Source organism: Gammaproteobacteria bacterium (assembly GCA_016705365.1).
Classification (GTDB): Bacteria; Pseudomonadota; Gammaproteobacteria; order Pseudomonadales; family UBA5518; genus UBA5518.
In genome coordinates this window covers 298,213-314,351 of the sequence record JADIYI010000002.1, presented here as the reverse complement: position 1 = coordinate 314,351, position 16,139 = coordinate 298,213, and the positions used below count along the sequence as shown (strand labels likewise).

Annotated in this window: 14 protein-coding genes and 1 pseudogene; 7 read left to right on the top strand and 8 right to left on the bottom strand. The window is 63.7% G+C overall.

Annotation, left to right across the window (positions count from 1 at the left end):
* Positions 1-32 precede the first annotated feature (32 nt).
* Positions 33-3,080, bottom strand: coding sequence for an efflux RND transporter permease subunit (locus tag IPF49_01595; protein ID MBK6286339.1), 3,048 nt, complete (start codon positions 3,078-3,080; stop codon positions 33-35).
* Between the two features lie 7 nt (positions 3,081-3,087).
* Positions 3,088-4,173 (bottom strand): efflux RND transporter periplasmic adaptor subunit, encoded by a 1,086-nt coding sequence (locus tag IPF49_01590; protein MBK6286338.1) that lies wholly within the window; start codon positions 4,171-4,173, stop codon positions 3,088-3,090.
* Positions 4,174-4,390: 217 nt separating this feature from the next.
* On the opposite strand from IPF49_01590, the gene IPF49_01585 reads away from it, so the two are divergent.
* Positions 4,391-5,155, top strand: coding sequence for a crotonase/enoyl-CoA hydratase family protein (locus IPF49_01585; GenBank protein ID MBK6286337.1), 765 nt, complete (start codon positions 4,391-4,393; stop codon positions 5,153-5,155).
* A gap of 51 nt (positions 5,156-5,206) precedes the next feature.
* Positions 5,207-5,977 (top strand): 3-hydroxyacyl-CoA dehydrogenase, encoded by a 771-nt coding sequence (locus IPF49_01580; protein ID MBK6286336.1) that lies wholly within the window; start codon positions 5,207-5,209, stop codon positions 5,975-5,977.
* Between the two features lie 109 nt (positions 5,978-6,086).
* Here IPF49_01580 and IPF49_01575 read toward each other — a convergent pair whose 3' ends face one another.
* Complete coding sequence (locus IPF49_01575) at positions 6,087-7,283, bottom strand: cation:proton antiporter (GenBank protein MBK6286335.1); 1,197 nt, start codon at positions 7,281-7,283, stop codon at positions 6,087-6,089.
* A gap of 181 nt (positions 7,284-7,464) precedes the next feature.
* On the bottom strand, positions 7,465-8,337 hold the full coding sequence (locus IPF49_01570; GenBank protein ID MBK6286334.1) for a sulfurtransferase: 873 nt from the start codon (positions 8,335-8,337) through the stop codon (positions 7,465-7,467).
* 74 nt (positions 8,338-8,411) lie between these two features.
* On the opposite strand from IPF49_01570, the pseudogene IPF49_01565 reads away from it, so the two are divergent.
* Positions 8,412-8,780, top strand: a pseudogene (locus tag IPF49_01565) (hypothetical protein).
* A gap of 13 nt (positions 8,781-8,793) precedes the next feature.
* Here the strand turns inward: IPF49_01565 and IPF49_01560 are convergent.
* Positions 8,794-9,573: an enoyl-CoA hydratase gene (locus tag IPF49_01560; GenBank protein ID MBK6286333.1), complete on the bottom strand. Its 780-nt coding sequence runs from the start codon at positions 9,571-9,573 to the stop codon at positions 8,794-8,796.
* A gap of 406 nt (positions 9,574-9,979) precedes the next feature.
* Between IPF49_01560 and IPF49_01555 the strand changes: the two genes are divergently transcribed.
* Positions 9,980-10,429, top strand: coding sequence for a YcgN family cysteine cluster protein (locus tag IPF49_01555; protein ID MBK6286332.1), 450 nt, complete (start codon positions 9,980-9,982; stop codon positions 10,427-10,429).
* Positions 10,430-10,686: 257 nt separating this feature from the next.
* Here the strand turns inward: IPF49_01555 and IPF49_01550 are convergent, their stop codons facing one another.
* The 3 genes from IPF49_01550 to IPF49_01540 form a co-directional block, all read right to left on the bottom strand.
* A complete protein-coding gene (locus tag IPF49_01550; protein MBK6286331.1) occupies positions 10,687-10,836 on the bottom strand; it encodes a hypothetical protein in 150 nt (49 codons plus the stop codon).
* Positions 10,837-10,885: 49 nt separating this feature from the next.
* Positions 10,886-12,064: a thiolase family protein gene (locus IPF49_01545; protein MBK6286330.1), complete on the bottom strand. Its 1,179-nt coding sequence runs from the start codon at positions 12,062-12,064 to the stop codon at positions 10,886-10,888.
* A 150-nt stretch (positions 12,065-12,214) separates the two neighbouring features.
* Complete coding sequence (locus IPF49_01540; protein MBK6286329.1) at positions 12,215-13,333, bottom strand: phytanoyl-CoA dioxygenase family protein; 1,119 nt, start codon at positions 13,331-13,333, stop codon at positions 12,215-12,217.
* A 67-nt stretch (positions 13,334-13,400) separates the two neighbouring features.
* On the opposite strand from IPF49_01540, the gene IPF49_01535 reads away from it, so the two are divergent.
* The 3 genes from IPF49_01535 to IPF49_01525 all read left to right on the top strand — a co-directional run bounded on the left by IPF49_01535 (position 13,401) and on the right by IPF49_01525 (position 16,133).
* Entirely contained in the window at positions 13,401-14,420 is a 1,020-nt protein-coding gene (locus tag IPF49_01535) for a phosphotransferase (GenBank protein ID MBK6286328.1), read from the top strand.
* An 86-nt stretch (positions 14,421-14,506) separates the two neighbouring features.
* The gene (locus IPF49_01530) at positions 14,507-14,827 is read left to right on the top strand and encodes a 2Fe-2S iron-sulfur cluster binding domain-containing protein (GenBank protein MBK6286327.1); all 321 of its coding nucleotides are present in this window, start codon (positions 14,507-14,509) and stop codon (positions 14,825-14,827) included.
* A gap of 34 nt (positions 14,828-14,861) precedes the next feature.
* Positions 14,862-16,133: a cytochrome P450 gene (locus IPF49_01525; protein MBK6286326.1), complete on the top strand. Its 1,272-nt coding sequence runs from the start codon at positions 14,862-14,864 to the stop codon at positions 16,131-16,133.
* Positions 16,134-16,139 lie beyond the last annotated feature (6 nt).

Below are 16,139 nucleotides of genomic sequence, written 5' to 3'. Positions count from 1 at the left end.
CACGGGTGGATCGCGCTGTCACGCTGTCGCAGCTAGGCCCGCGACGTTGCCGCGATGCGAAACAGCAGCGCATACAGTGTCGGCACCACGATCAGCGTCAGCACCGTCGCAAAGCCGAGACCGGCCATGATGGTGATGGCCATGTTGACGAAGAACACATCCGGAAGCAGCGGGATCAGCCCGAGGATGGTGGTGACGGCTGCCAGCAGCACCGGACGCATGCGGCTGACCGCGGAATCCAGTATCGCTTCGAGTCCATCCTTGCCCGATTCAATCTGCTGATCGATCTCCTCGATCAGCACGATGGCGTTCTTGATCAACAGTCCGACCAGTGACAGGGCACCGAGCAAGGACATGAAGTCGAAGGCGCCATCAGCGCCCAGGAGGCCGGCGGTAATGCCGATGATGGCGAGCGGCACGGTCAGCCAGATGATCAAGGGCTGGCGCAACTTGCCAAACAACAGGATGCTGGTAAGGATCATCAGCAGGAAGCCCATCGGCAAGGCCCCCGAAAGGCCCTGGCTGGCTTTTTGCGAATCTTCGTGTTCGCCGCCCCAGGCGAGCGCGTATCCGGGTGGCAGTTCGACCTGCTCGATGCGTTCGCGCAGGCGCTCGAACAGGTCCGCACCGGGTTCTCCGCTCGGGTTGCAGGAGGCGATGATCGTCAGCTGGCGGTTGCGGCTGCGCAACAGCGAATTTTCCCAGCTTGTTTCGAATCCCGATACTACCTGCGACACCGGCACCGATTGCGCGAGTATCGGGCTCCAGACGCGGATATCGCGCAGGTTGCTGATATCGCCACGCTCTGCCTCGGGTGCGCGCATCAGTATCGGCAGCAGGTGCACACCGTCACGGTAGAGGCCAACCTGGGTGCCGTCGAAGGCATACTGCAGGGAACCCGCCACGGCCTCGCGGCTGATGCCGAGCTGGCGTCCGATCTGCTCGTTGAACAGCGGGCGAACCACCTTGACCGGCGCCCGCCAGTCGTCGCGTATTTCCTTCGCCTCGGGGTCCGCGCGCATGATCGCCTTGGCCTGCTCCGACAAATCGCGTAACACCAGCGGATCGGGTCCGCTGAAGCGTGCCTCGATCTTGCTGTCGCGTCCGGGACCGATCCGCAGCGGCTTGATGATCGGGTCGGTCCAGGGCAACTCCTCGCGCAGGAAGCGGTCGGCTTTCGCCCAAACTGCTTCGATGCGCTCCCGGCTGTCGGTCTGGACGACGATCTGTGCATAGGCGCGTGAGGGTTCCTTCGCGTCGTAAACGAGAGTGAAGCGCTGGTGCCCACCGCCGATCACCGCCGAGGCACGGAGCACGCCTTCCTGTTGTTGCAAAAAGCGGCTGACTTGCAGTGCGTCACGCCGCGTCATGCGAATGTCGCTGCCTTCCGGCTCCCAGATGTCGACAAAGAACAGCGAGGCGTTTGCATCGGGGAAGAACCCGTGCTTTACCGAGCCAAAGCCGATCAGTGCCACGAAGAACAGGCCGCCGACGAGCCCCAGTGTCGCCCAGCGATGCTTGATTGCCAGCGCGACGCTCGCGCGGTAGACACGAAAGAAAATGCTGCCGTAGGGGGCGGTGCCGGCGTTGGCGGGCGTTCCCGCACGCAACAGCCATGCGCACAGCAGGGGAGTGGTGCTGATTGCGGTCAGCCATGACAACGACAGCGAGATCAGGATCACCCAGAAGAGAGAGCCTGCGAATTCACCGGTTGAATCCGGTGAGAGTCCGATGGCAGAGAACGCCAGGATCCCGATCGCGGTGCCGCCAAGCAGGGGCCAGATGGTTTTGCCGACGCATTCGCGCGCAGCGGCAGTCGCGGACATGCCCGCCTGCATGCGCACCAGCATTCCCTCGGCCACCACGATCGCGTTGTCGACCAGCATGCCGAGTGCGATCACGAGCGCACCGAGCGAAACGCGCTGCAATTCAATGCCGTTGAGATGCATCAGGAACAGCGTGCCGCTCACGGTGATCAGCAATACCGCGCCGATGACGATCCCGGTGCGCAGCCCCATGAACAACAGCAGCACCACCAGCACGATCGCGACCGCCTGCGCAACGCCGAGCATGAATCCTCTGACCGATCCCGCCACTTCCCGCGGCTGGTCATAGATCGGGGTAATCTCCATGCCTACCGGAATGATGGTGGTCATGGCGTCGAAGCGGGCCTGCAACTGCTCGCCAATGGCGACCACGTTTTCGCCGCCAAGCATGGAAATTCCGAGCGTGAGCCCGGGTTTGCCGTTGACGTAATACATCTTCCCCGGAATGTCTTCGTAGGCACGGGTGATGGTTGCGATGTCGCGCAGGAAAACCAGCCGCTGCTCGCCGGAACTGATCAGCACGTCGCCGATGGATGCCACGGATGCAAATTCGCCGCTCGGCTCGATGCGCAGCAGTTCGTCGCCGATCCGTACCCTTCCGGCATCGGCGACCACATTCTGGGATTGCAGCACTGCGGCGATCTGGGTGGGTGAAACACCCAGCTCGCCGAGTCGCGCACGCGAGATATCGACGTAGACCACTTCGCGTTGCTCGCCTTCGATCACGACCTTGCGCACACCCGGCACCAGCACCAGTTCGCGCTTGATGCGATCGGCGGTGTCCCACAGGTCGCGCCAGCTGTAGCCCTCGCCGGTGAGCACGACATAGACACCGTAGACGTCACCGAAATCGTCGATCACCTGCGGTTCGGCGGCGCCGGGCGGGAGGCGTCCGCGCACATCGACCAGCTTGCGGCGCAATTCGTTGTAGATGTCGGGAAAATCCTGCGCGCGATACTTGTCCTTGAATTCGATCTGGATATCGGACAGGCCCGGGCGCGATACCGTCATTTTTATGTTTTTCACCTGCTCCATGCGCTGAATCGCATCCTCGAGGTGATAGGTGACTTCCTGCTGTACCTGCTCGGCCGATGCGCCGGGATAGCGGGTCATGATCTTGGCCAGCTTGATGGTGAAGGCGGGGTCCTCGAGCTTGCCCATGCGCTCGAATCCCCAGATCCCGCCCCCCACCATAACCACGATCAGCAGCCACGACACGACCTTGTTGTGAACGGAGTACTCGCCGATATTCATGGGCGGATCAACGCGGGTCGTCCGCGCGCGGCACTGCCTGCTCGCTCTGCTTCATGCGCGAGACTTTCATGCCCTGCGCCATGTAGCTCGCACCGACCGCGACGATTTCCTCGCCACCTTGGAGTCCGCCGGTGATGGCGATGCGATCGCCCTGCAGATCGCCTACCTGTACCGGGCGCTTGCTCACCGTGAGCGATACCGGATCCAGCAGCCAGACATGGGGGGAGAGGGTCGCATCCGCGACTACCGCTGCTGCCGGCAGCCAGATCAGCTCGACCACTGCGGATATCCGTGAAAAATCGATGGTGACGGTGGCGGTCATGCCGGGCAGTACCACCATGGATTTGGGGTTCGGCATGCTGAAGGTGGCTTCGAAAGTCTGGGTCCGTGGGTCAGCCCGGGTCGATACCTCCTTCACGGTCAGTGCAAAACGCTGCTCGGGCATGCCCTCGAACTCGGCCCATGCCTCGGTTTGTGGTTGCGCGGCGTCGGGAACCTCGGCGCGTTCGGCACGAATGGTGCGCACCAGTGCTTCCGGCACGTCGATTTTCACGTCGAGTGCGTCGCTTTGTTGCAGGCTGACCACGCTCATCTTGGCCATGACTTCCTCGAAACGCTCGACATAGCGCTTGGCAAGACGGCCGGCGAAAGGGGCCTTCAATTCCGTGTAGGCGAGGTCCTGGCGCGCCTGCTTGAGCGCGGCCTCGGTGGATTTGAAATTCGCTTCCATGCGGTCGAAGTCGAGCTTGGAGATATTGCCGGCCCCGATCAGTTCGTTGGCCCGTCTGAAATTGCGCTGCGCATTGTCGAACACCGCCTGGCGATCCGCCAGCACGATCCTGAAATCGGTGGGATCGAGGCGGGCGATGGTGGCGCCTTCGGGTACGTTGTCGCCTTCCTTGAACAGCAACTCCTTGACCGTCCCTGACACGCGGAAGCCCAGTTCGGCACGCCGCGCAGCTTCGATGCGCGCCGGAAAACTGCGGCGCACATCGGCCGAGCCGCCGCTGACCGTGACCGTCTTTACCGGGCGAACGGCTGCGACGGGCGCTGGCGGCCCCGGGTCAGCACCACAACCCGCGAGGAAAAACAGCAACATCGCAAACGGCAACGCGGCACCGGCGAGTCTTGGCATGGGGCGGTATCCTGGGCACGAGTCGCGACGGCGCATGCTAGCATCGCGCCCGATGCGATGACAAAATCCGCCGTGCAGCGCCCGCAACGAAGTTCGGCGATGGACACGAGCGCCTGCAGCGACGAAAATTCCGCTTCGCCGTCATGCGGACGGCACTGGCAAACGGAGAATTGACATGTCCGATGAAGTCTTACTCAGCGAATCAGACGGTGTACTGACCGTCACGATCAACCGCCCGGCGGCAAAGAACGCCATCAATCTTGCGGTTGCGCAGGGCATTGCGGCCGCCATGGACAGGCTGGACGGGCGCGCCGATCTGCGGGTCGGCGTGCTGACCGGGGCGGGCGGCACGTTTTGTTCGGGCATGGACCTCAAGTCGTTTCTGACCGGTGAGTTTCCGGAGATCGAGGAGCGTGGTTTTGGTGGGCTCACCGAGGCGCCACCGCAAAAGCCGCTGATCGCGGCCGTGGAGGGGTACGCGCTCGCCGGCGGATTCGAATTGATGCTGGCCTGCGACCTGACCGTAACCGGAGACAACGCCCGTTTCGGCATACCCGAGGCCAAGCGCGGCTTGGTGGCAGCGGCTGGCGGACTGGTTCGCCTGCCACGTGTCGCACCCTACCGGGTAGCGATGGAAATGGCGCTCACCGGCGAGTTCATCAGCGCTGCGCGCGCGTATGAGCTCGGCCTGGTAAACCGGGTGGTGCCTGCGGGCGCGGCGCTGGAGGGCGCCATGACTCTCGCCAGGGCGATCGTTGCCAACGGTCCACTCGCTACCGCTGCGAGCAAGCAGGTCATTCGGGATTCGGCGAGCTGGTCCGAGGCCGAATTGTGGTCCAGACAAAAGGCGATCACGGTACCGATTTTTGCCTCGGAGGATGCGCGCGAGGGTGCCGCGGCGTTCGCCGAAAAGCGCGCTCCGAACTGGAAAGGCAAATAGTTCCCACGGATTTTTCACTTCCACACACCCCGCAACAGGAGCAGGCACAGCATGGATATTTCGGGAAAGACGGCAATCATCACCGGTGGCGCATCGGGCCTGGGCGAGGCTACCGTGCGGCGCCTCGCGCGCATGGGCGCGAAGGTCGCGATCTTCGATCTCAACGAACAGCGCGGCACGGCGCTGGCGACGGAACTCGGCGCGAACGTGCGGTACCTGAACGTCAACGTCACCAGCGAGGAATCGGTGCAGGCCGGCATCGCCGCGGTGATCGAGCGCTTCGCCGCGGTGCATATCTGCTGCAATTACGCCGGTATCGGCAACGCGGTCAAGACGCTCGGCAAGAACGGTGCGTTTCCGCTCGCGGATTTCACCAAGGTGATCAATATCAACCTGATCGGCACCTTCAACGTGTTGCGCCTTGCGGCCGAGCAGATGGCGAAGAACGAACCCGTCAACAGCGATGGTGTGCGCGGCGTGATCATCAACACCGCCTCGGTTGCAGCCTATGAAGGACAGATCGGACAGGCCGCCTACAGCGCCAGCAAGGGCGGGATCGTCGGGCTGACGCTGCCGGTTGCACGCGACCTCGCCTCCTATGGCATACGCTGCAATACCATCGTGCCCGGGCTGATCGATACTCCGCTGTTCCAGGGCCTGCCCGCGCCCGCGGTCAAGGCACTCAGCGAATCGGTGCTGTTTCCGAAGCGCCTCGGCAATACCGATGAAATCGCCCATCTGGCGGTGGCGATCATCGAGAACGACTACATCAACGGCGAGTGTATCCGCATGGATGGCGGTATCCGCATGCAGCCGCGCTGATCGGGGCAGCAAGGCTCCGTCCGCAATCACGCGATAAAAGACCGCGCGGCCGAGCACGTCGGTGCCCCCGGCAGCAGCGCCGCACTTGGCGAAGGGCGCGGAGCGGCGGTCACGCCACGCCTGGTCGACGCGCTAAACTGGCCACCCAAGGGTTAGCGCTGATGCCGTGCAGGATGACGCTGAGCAAAACGGTGCAGATGACCGTCGCCAGCAGGGTTTTCGTGGCTTGCAGTGGGACGTCCATGATCATTACCGCAAACACGATGCTGGCCAGCCCGCGCGGACCGAACCAGCCGACAAACAGACGCGTTTCACGTGGGAGATTGGTGCCGAGCAGACTGAGATAGACCGGCACCATGCGAATCAGCGTCAGGCTCAGCAGCGCATAGAGCCAGATGCCCGGGGTAAAGCTGCTCCAGGCCAGCGGCAACACATAGGCGCCGAAAATCAGCCACGTGAGTACGGAGAACAGGCTGGCGAGTTCTTCACTGGCGTCCAGCAAGTGATGTTTTTGCTCGTTGAGCAAATGGCCGCTGAGCAAGCCGCCGACGAAGGCGGCAATGAAGCCGCTCCCGCCGAGCGCCTGCGCGAGGGCAAAACAGAGCAAAGCCAAACCCGGCAGAGTCAGTTGTGACCAGCGTGGCAGTTGCCAGCCGTGCTTGGCCGACAGCCGCAGCAGTTGCCATGCAATCAGCGCCATGCTCACGCCGACCATGGCACCAATGCCCAGTTCCTCGCTGATAAAGGCCAATGCGAGGTTGAGGGGGGCATGGGATTCGATATCCACCGTCAACGCTATCAGCACCAACAGGACCGGCACGCAGATGCCGTCATTCAGGCCGCTTTCTATGTTCAAGCTTTCGCGCACCGCCGCCGGGACTTGCGGGTTGCTGACCACGGCCTTGCCCAGGGCGGCATCGGTGGGTGCCAGCATGGTGGCCAGCAAGGCGAGCTCCAGCAGCGGTATTTGCGGAAACAGCCAATAGCCAACCAATCCACCACCGATCAAGGTGAGTGGCAGGCCGATCAGCAGTAGCCGCAACGGTAAGCCGTCATTGGCGCGTAACACCTTGAGGTTGGCGGTGGCCGCATCACTGAACAGCACGATGGCCAAGGTGAGTTCGGCCAGCAGCTTGATCGCCTCCTTGGTGACATCGAGGTGCAGCAAGCCAAGCGCCGCCGGGCCGAGCAGCAAGCCCGCCAGCATGAACATGGCCGGGCCGTTGAGCAGGCGCGACTCAAAGCGCCCGGCAAAGATGCTGTAAACCAGAAGAAAGGCTGCGAAAACAGCAAGATTTTGATACATGACAGCAACCAGTGAAGGAAAGCTGAACTCTGCCGCGCCTGGGCAGGCAGCGCAAGACGACCGCGTCGATTGGCGATCCAGCGTGGCCCTGCTTGCGCAGATCGACTACACCCCTTCCTCATGCAAGCGCAGCTGCTACGCTTCAGCCCGCACTATTCATGAATTCGCCAGCTCCCTGGCTTTATGCCTGGGCGCCAAGCTCGAGCGGCAGCGCCGGATCGGCGACCCACTCCATCATCGAGCCGTCGTAGACGGCGATGTCGGGATGCCCGGCGAGCGTCAGCGCGAGCGCGTTCATCGTCGCCGAGATCCCGCCCCCGCAATAGCAGATGACGCGCGGCTTGCCGAAGGCGCCGACCGAGTCGAACAGCGGCTTCAGGCGCGCGGCGGGCAGGAGGGTGCCGTCTGCCGGGTCGAGGAGGCAGTCGTAGAAGACATTGACACTGCCCGGGATGTGGCCGGGGCGGCCATACATGTTCTTCTCGCCGCTGTAGACCGCCGGCGACAGCGCATTGATCGTGCAGACACCGCTGTCGTTCATCGCCGCGAGCATCGCATCACGATCGGCCCACAGAGCCGGTTGCGCCTTCGACGTCAGGCGCGCCGGCGTTGGCGGCGCCACGTTGACCGTGACGGGCCGTCCTTCGCGCTGCCATTTGGGCAGGCCGCCATTGAGCACCGCGCACTGATCGAAGCCAACGGAGCGGAACATCCACCACAGCCGGGTCGCCCACATCGGGCTGCCGCTGCTGTAGACGACGACCCGGCTGTCGTCGCCCACGCCCAGCGCGCCGGCGAGCTCGCAGAAGCGGGGCGGGGACGGCATCGTGAAGCGGACCGCGGACGTCTGATCCGAGAAGACTTCGATCAGATCGACGAACTGTGCACCGGGGAGGTGCCCGGCGTCGAACTTCGCGCGGCCGCTTTCGGTGGTGTAACCGGGGCCGTCGGTATTGACGTGCAGGAAGACGGTCGCATCGAGGATGCGAAGATCGGTCGCGCCAAGCTGGTCGTTGAGCCAGGCAGTGTCGACGAGAAAACCGGGCAGAGTCATCGTCTAGCCTCCTTGGTGAGTCAATTGGCCGGATCCGAGGATTGACACTCGAGTCACGCGCTCAGTACGGTCGGATGCAATACAAACCCAATCGAGGCGTCCATGCAAGCACACCTGCGGGTCGGCGCGCTCGACGACGCGCTGGGGCGGAAACCGGCAAGCTGCAGGGGCCGCTGCACGGCATTCCGGTGCTGCTGAAAGACAATATCGACACGGCGAACCTCCCGACGAGCGACGGTAATGTCGCCTTCATGAACCATCATCCAGCCCGCGACGCGACGGTGGTCTCGCGCCTGAAGGCAGCAGGCGCCATCGTGATCGGCAAGACCACGCTGCCCGATTTCGCGACCTCATGGTGGGGCTATTTCTCGCGCAGCGGCGAAACGCGCAACTCCTGCGACCTCACGCACGATCCGGGCGGCTCGCGTGCGGGGACCGGCGCGGGCGAGGCCTTGCTCAGCTGTCCTGCCAGCAGGCAGGACGCTTGTGGAAAAATGCGTCGATGCCTTCCCGCGCGTCGTTGGACTGCATGTTGCGCACCATCACCGCGGCGCAATGGCGATACGCTTCCTCGAGACTCATTTCGGCCTGCGCGTAGAAGGCTTCCTTGCCCACCGCCAGCGTATGCGAGGACTTCGAGGCGATGCGTTGCGCGAATTCCGCCACGCTGGCATCGAGTTGGCCGGCCTCGACCACGCGGTTGAGCAGCCCCATGCGCCAGGCGTCGTGGGCATTTACCAGGTCTCCGATCAGCAGCATTTCCATTGCATGCTTGGGCCCGAGATTGCGCGACAGCGCCACCATGGGCGTGCTGCAGAACAGGCCGATATTGACGCCAGGGGTGGCAAAGTGTGCGCTGTCGGCCGCGACCGCGAGATCGCAGGAGGCAACCAGCTGACAGCCGGCGGCAGTGGCGATGGCGTGCACCCGCGCGATCACCGGCTTGGGACAGCGCACGATCGCCAGCATCAGGGCCACACACTGATCCATCAGCCTGGCATGAAATACCGGATCGCTGTTGCCGCGCATCTCCTTCAGATCGTGCCCGGCGCAGAACGCCGGCCCGTTCGCCGCGAGGATCACCACCCGCACCGCGGGCTCTGCGGCAGCCGCCACGAACGCCTCGTGCAGCAACGCCATCATGGTGCCGGAGAGCGCGTTGCGCGCCGCCGGGTTGTTCAGCGTCAGGGTGCGGATACCGTCACGGTCCTCGCACAGGAGAATGGGTTCGCTCATCGCCGGTTTCCTCGCAGGTTGTTTGCAGTGGATCACACCCGACTCCGTGGTGCGTATTCAGATCAATGATGCGCTGATCCATTCGGGACCTGGCCGATCATACCCCCTGGCGGGTTTGTTGTGGGAGGACCGCATCCGATGCGACAGAAACCCCCGCCAGACAAGGGCGATTCAGGAGCATTGCCGACGCAATTATTCGCGCATAATGGCGGACGTCGATGGAACACCCTGCCGCGATGCGGCGGTGATTGCGATCGCGCAGGCTCCCGGGCTTCGGCCAGCGCTGCCGGACGCAGACAAAAGAGCAATCAAACCGTAGCGCTTGATAGTGGAGGATCTGGTCATGGGAAGTGCTGCGATAATCCTGTTCAACCGGCGGCGGGTATTGGCCCCGGAGCCGCGCTGAATGAGCGAGACGGTTGCCGGATTCTGGAAACGCAAGACCTTGGCGCAACTCGATCCCGTGGAATGGGAGGCGGTGTGCGATGGTTGCGGCCTGTGCTGTCTGCAGAAGCTCGAGCACGAGCACGATGGCTCTGTGTTCTACACCGATGTGGCCTGCAAGCTGCTCGATCTGCAGAGTTGCCGCTGCACCGGTTACCCGACGCGGCGCGAGCAGGTACCCGATTGCATCCAGCTGACCCCGGCACAGGTCCAGGGCTATACCTGGCTGCCGCCCACCTGTGGCTATCGATTGCTGAGCGAGGGCAAGGATCTGCCGAGCTGGCACCACCTGGAATGTGGTGATCGCGCGGCAGTGCACCGCCTCGGGATGTCACGCGCGGGGCGGATGACGAGCGAAACGACGGTAGCCGAGGACGACTGGGAGGATCACATCATTTTCCGCTGCCGCTAGGCGGCGGGGTTGCGCGCGTGGGCGGTTGCGACCACGCGCGGCTCGTCTCAGGCGTTGCGGGTGCCTTTCTTGGCTTTTTTCTCGGCCCGCTTTTCCTTCATGGTCTTTTCCGACTTCTTCTTGGTTTCCTTTTTCTTGTCCATGCCCTTGCTCATGACGCCCACTCCTGGCTGATGGTGATTCGGTGCGGTGGCGAACCCGCGTGCAATCCGCCAGTCGAAGTCTAGTCCGCATCCCGTGCGAACACTAGCAAGCTGTCAGGCAGCAATCACCACCGTCGTATGTATATCAGCGGGCATGTGCTGCTCGATCGGCGCCACTATCGAGAGCATCGCCAGCAGCGGAAAACTCCCGCCCATCAGCTCGCGAGACACCGCGCCGCCCCCGCACAATGCCGTTGTTCTCATCCCTTGGTAGTGCTCCGCTCACGCAACTGTTGCAGCTTGTGCCGGAGGCTCATGCCTCGTCCCCCTCGATCACCAACGCCGCGCTGCACAGCCCGCGATCGAAGTTGATCATGCCGTAGCCGCTGGCGAGGGCATGACAGGCGCCGGGCACCTGGTTGCCGTGCGCGGTGCCGGTTACCTGGCGCAGCGCTTCGACGACACCCATGAATCCCGCGGCCGATCCGGCCTGTCCGGCCGAGAGCTGTCCACCGCAGGTATTGTGCGCGAGTTCGTCACCATCGAAAGTGAGTGGCGTTTCGCGCACGAAGCGTGGCGCCTCGCCGCGCTGGCAGAAGCCGAGTCCTTCCATCTGCAGCATCGCGATTACCGGGCAATCGTCGCAGGTCTGCAGCACATCGATTTCCGCCGGTGCGATTCCCGCGGCATTGTAGAGCCGGGTGGCAAAACTCTCCCAACCCGCGCGCAGTTGCACCGGGTCGGGCGCAAAGGCATTGTGCAATTCCTCCGCCGCGAGCACCCGCGCATAGGGCAGATCGAGCCGGCGCGCGCGCTCCTCGCTCATCATCAGGAAGCCCTCGCCGCCGGCGCAGGGCATCACGCAGTCATACAGGTGCAGCGGGCCGGCCACCGCGCGTGCACCGAGATAGCTGGCCATGTCGAGCGGCTTGTTGCCGAACAGCGCGTTGGGATAGTGCTGCGCGTTGTAACGCTGGCTGATGCAAAGGCGCCCGAAGTCCTCGTGGGTCGCGCCATGCTCCTCCATGTAGCGCTGCGTGATCAGCGAGAATGCCGTATTCGGTCCTTCCGCCCCGCAGGGATGGCTGGCATCGACGCTGGAGCTGCTGGTATTTTCTCCCGGCTCGCGAAAGCCATCGGGCCGGTTGGTGTCGCCACCGATGCAGGCCACGATATTGGCATCGCCCGCCTGTACCGCGCGTGCCGCGCGGCGCAGCGCGAGCACACCGGCGGCGCCGCCGAAGGGCAGTTGCTCGAGCCAGCGGGCGCTCATGTCGAAATACCGGGTGAGGCTGAGCACCGAATCGGGAGCCAGGCTAAAGCTCGCCACGGCCAGGCCATCGATGTCTTTCTTTTTCAGGCCGCTTGCCCGCAGCATCTCGCGCAGCACGCTGCCGATGAACCACGGCGCGTCGTGTTCGCTGTAGCGTGTGTATGGCAGGCTGACCGGTGCGGTGATCACCACACCCTGGTAATTGGCATGCGAAGGCATCAGTAGAACTCCGGGTGGCGTTGCAATCGACGCAGATCGAAACAGCGGGGGCTGCCGAGCCATTTGGCGGCAATTGGCCAGCTGCTGGTACGAGGCAATGTACACGAAAGGAATCGATTTGGATGCAAACCGGCAATAGGTAGCGCGGGTTCAGCGGCGATGGAATTCCTCGGGAGTAATGGGGTGCCAGCTCGAGAGCTGACCCCGCCTGGCCGCCTTGCGATCGAGATGTCGCCACCAGAACCTCAGGACGGCCTGATCGGCGCGGTGAGACCAGGGCAGGCCGAGGCCGGGCCAGGGGTTGAACGGGTTGCAGCGGCTGTAGGCCCACAGTTCGAGACGCGCTGCGCCCGGCATGGCTGGACCGCGACGATGGATACCGAAGGTATTGGCGATGACCAGGGTATTGGCGGGGACCTCGAGTTGCCGCGGCGGCGGCAGACCGAGTGCCTCGAGGTCCCGGGGCTCGAAACGAAACGAACCCTTTTCGCTGTAGCCATCGGCGAGATCCGCGGCAACGATGCTGCGCCGGTATTCCCAGCGGATACGCGCGAGACTGAGGCGGTTCGAGCCCGGCACATAGGTGAACGGGCCACGCGCGCTGTCCACGTCCTCGAGAAAGAACCAGGCTTTCATGCTCGGATGGAAGGTGTCCGAGTGGAGATTTTTCTGCGGGTCGGGGGCGGCCTCGCGGACCCCGTTGCGGATCGCCTGGATATAGAAGAGCGGCAGGTGGTTCTTGGCCGCCGCATAGCGCATCGGGCCGGTGATGTGCGGATCGCCGAGCAGGCGGCGCGTCACCGGCAGGGACGCGAGCGTCGCCTGGTCGAGCAGCACGCGGTGGGTGAGAGTGTCGCCCTGGATGCACTCGCGAGGCGCGCCACGCGCGCCGCTAATCTCCTGTCTGAGCGCTGCAAATTCCGCCGGGGTCAGCACGTCGCGCACCACCAGAAAACCATCGCGATGGAACACGGCGCGGTCGGCAGGACTCATCAGTGGCGTCAGCATCCACCAGCGAAACCGGGTGACGGCGTGCGCGATCAGCAGGCGCAGCACATGCAGGCCGCAGCGATTGAGCCAGTGCGAGCCGATCACCGGGTTGGCATGGAAATCGTGCTTCTGCGTCAGCGGGGAGAGCAGCCACCACGGCCATCGCAACAACTTGAGCCAACGCGCGGGAGCCTGTCGTGATGGTTTGAGCATGGTGGAAGAGTGCACAAAATTGCGCCTGCTGTCGATACCACCACGGATTTCGCGCGATCGAGTCAAGGCTTGACACTGCTTCCCCGCGCCACTTACAACAGGGCGCTTGGCGGAGCAGGACAGCCCAAGCTCGATGAAACCTAAGCAGCATCAAGGCGCAAGCCCGGCGCAACTCCTTCCCGACGAATCGCCGCTGGATCGCTCCGTGGCCGTGTTGCGGGCACGCTTTGGCATTGCCGACTGGCAGGTAATTCCCGGAGTGCTGAGGGCACGCAAATCGAGCGTGGTACGGCTGCGCTCGCCGGGCAGCGGTCACTGTGCCGCGCTCAAGCAATACCATGACGCGCTGGCGGCGGGTTTGCAGGCCGCCGCACTGCGCGCCACCCGCCCGCTGCTGGATTGCGCCGGCAGCGGTTTCGATGTGCCCGAGCTATACGCCTGTTTCGAACAGGAGAATGCGCTGCTGGTGGAATGGATCGATGCGCGCCCGCTCGAACAGGTGCTGGTACGGGCAGCGCTGCGGCCCGCCGCGCACTGGCGTGCGGTGATGCTGGCAGGCAACTGGTTGCGGCGCTTTCACGAGAGTTCCGGCATCACGCAGGCGCCGTTCGATACGCAGCGCTACCGCAACCTGCTGGCGACCCGCATCGCCGCGGCACCGGCCGCATGCGCATTGCTGTCGGCGGATCCCCTGTGGATCGCCGCGCTGCGTCGTTTCGAGCAACAGGCAACGGTTCTCGAGGGCAGACCCGTTGGCAGCACGCTGACCCACGGAGACTTTACGTCGACCAACCTGCTGCTCGGAGCGGGGCGTGTCACTGGAATCGATCTGTGGGCGCATCGCCGCAGCCCGGCTGTGGACGACCTCGCGCGGATGTTCGTGTATCTCGCGATGGGTGATCCGCTGCCGTTCACGGCGCGGTTGCGCCCGGTGCCGCTGGAGGCGCGGCGCGCGATGCAGGCGCTGTTCGAGGGCTACGGTGCGGACCTGGCGGCGGAGCTGGATCGCGAGGTCTGGCGTCACGTGGTTCTCTACGAGACGCTGGCGCGTTGGGTTGCGCTGGCCGGGCGGCTTGCGCAACGGGCCAGTTTCACCGAAAGCTGGAAGCGTGGTGGGCTGCGCGCGTTGGTGCGGACAATACTGGATGACTGAGACGCCCTCGGACTCCTGGCGCAACCCATTTGACCACCCGGACCGACAACGCTTAGGCTGCCATTGACCCGCGGAAGAGCAACTCCATGCCCAGAATCACCTACATCGCACACAATGGTGCCGAGCACGAGGTCGATGCGCCGATCGGCGACAGCGTGATGATGGCCGCGCTCGCCAACAACGTGCCCGGAATCGATGCGGATTGCGGTGGAGCCTGCGCCTGCGGCACCTGTCACGTGATGGTCGATCCGGCCTGGATGGCCAGGGTCGGTGTGCCGGGTGCGATGGAGGAGGGGATGCTCGGTTTCGTGCCCGCAAGGGAACCCAACTCGCGGCTTTCGTGTCAGATCATGGTGACCGAACAGCTCGACGGACTGGTGCTCAGGCTTCCTGCCTTCCAGATGTGAGCGCGATGCAACACCACGATAACGGAAGCCGGCGATGACAGAACCCGCAATTACCCATGGCGCCAATGTCCTCGATATCGATCCCTGGAGCATCCCGCTCGAACGGATCGATGTCAGCAATCCGGATCTGTTCCTCCATGACGCATGGCGACCCTACTTCAAGCGTCTGCGCGCCGAAGCCCCGGTTCATTACTGTACGCAAAGCCTGTTCGGCCCTTATTGGTCGGTGACCCGCTTCAAGGACATCCAGCACGTCGATACCAACCACCAGATTTTCTCCTCGCAACCGACCATCGTGCTCGGCGATGCGCCGGAGGACTTCCTGTTGAACCCGGGATTTATCGCGATGGATCCGCCCGGACACGACGAACAGCGCCAAACCGTGCAATCGGTGGTGGCGCCCGCGAACCTGATGCGGTTGGAGCCGCTGATCCGCGAGCGCGTCAGCGCGATTCTCGATCAGCTTCCGCTCGGCGAGGAGTTCGACTGGGTCGACCGGGTGTCGATCGAGCTGACGACCCAGATGCTCGCCACGCTGTTTGATTTTCCGTGGGAGGATCGACGCAAGCTCACCTGCTGGTCGGATATGGCGACCGCCGGGCCGCGCCAGTCGGGGGCTGGGAACATCAGCGAGGAGCAGTGGCGTTCAACCATGATGGAGTGCCTGGATTATTTCACGGTGCTGTGGAACGAGCGGGTCAACAAGGTGCCGGGCGAGCGTCTCGACCTGATCACGATGCTGGCGCATGGCGAGGCCACCCGCAACATGACGCCGCTCGAATATCTCGGCAACCTGATCCTGCTGATCGTGGGCGGCAACGACACCACCCGCAATTCGATTTCCGGAGGGGTGCTGGCACTGAACGAGAATCCGGCGCAATACGCAAAGCTGCGTGCCGATCCCGCGCTGATTCCGAACATGGTTTCGGAAATCATCCGCTGGCAGACCCCGCTGGCCTATATGCGCCGTACCGCGAACTGCGATACCGGGCTCGGCGGCCAGAGGATCCGCAAGGGTGACAAGGTCGTGATGTGGTATGTCTCGGGCAACCGCGACGAGGAGGTGATCGAGCACGCTGATGAATTCATCATCGATCGGGCGCGGGCACGTCACCACATCTCCTTCGGTTTCGGCATCCATCGCTGCATGGGCAACCGGCTCGCCGAGATGCAGTTGCGGATCGTCTGGGAGGAGATACTCGCGCGTTTCCACACGGTCGAGGTGAGCGGCGCCCCACAGCGTGTGCGCTCGAGCTTCGTGCGTGGTTACGAAAGACTGCCGGTGCGCCTGCACGCGCGCAAGTGACAACTA

Excerpts from the sequence above, each read along its gene's own strand:
- IPF49_01595 (MBK6286339.1), bottom strand. The coding sequence starts at position 3,080 with ATGAATATCGGCGAGTACTCCGTTCACAACAAGGTCGTGTCGTGGCTG.
- IPF49_01585 (MBK6286337.1), top strand. The coding sequence starts at position 4,391 with ATGTCCGATGAAGTCTTACTCAGCGAATCAGACGGTGTACTGACCGTC.
- IPF49_01580 (MBK6286336.1), top strand. The coding sequence starts at position 5,207 with ATGGATATTTCGGGAAAGACGGCAATCATCACCGGTGGCGCATCGGGC.
- IPF49_01575 (MBK6286335.1), bottom strand. The coding sequence starts at position 7,283 with ATGTATCAAAATCTTGCTGTTTTCGCAGCCTTTCTTCTGGTTTACAGC.
- IPF49_01570 (MBK6286334.1), bottom strand. The coding sequence starts at position 8,337 with ATGACTCTGCCCGGTTTTCTCGTCGACACTGCCTGGCTCAACGACCAG.
- IPF49_01560 (MBK6286333.1), bottom strand. The coding sequence starts at position 9,573 with ATGAGCGAACCCATTCTCCTGTGCGAGGACCGTGACGGTATCCGCACC.
- IPF49_01555 (MBK6286332.1), top strand. The coding sequence starts at position 9,980 with ATGAGCGAGACGGTTGCCGGATTCTGGAAACGCAAGACCTTGGCGCAA.
- IPF49_01550 (MBK6286331.1), bottom strand. The coding sequence starts at position 10,836 with ATGAGAACAACGGCATTGTGCGGGGGCGGCGCGGTGTCTCGCGAGCTG.
- IPF49_01545 (MBK6286330.1), bottom strand. The coding sequence starts at position 12,064 with ATGCCTTCGCATGCCAATTACCAGGGTGTGGTGATCACCGCACCGGTC.
- IPF49_01535 (MBK6286328.1), top strand. The coding sequence starts at position 13,401 with ATGAAACCTAAGCAGCATCAAGGCGCAAGCCCGGCGCAACTCCTTCCC.
- IPF49_01530 (MBK6286327.1), top strand. The coding sequence starts at position 14,507 with ATGCCCAGAATCACCTACATCGCACACAATGGTGCCGAGCACGAGGTC.
- IPF49_01525 (MBK6286326.1), top strand. The coding sequence starts at position 14,862 with ATGACAGAACCCGCAATTACCCATGGCGCCAATGTCCTCGATATCGAT.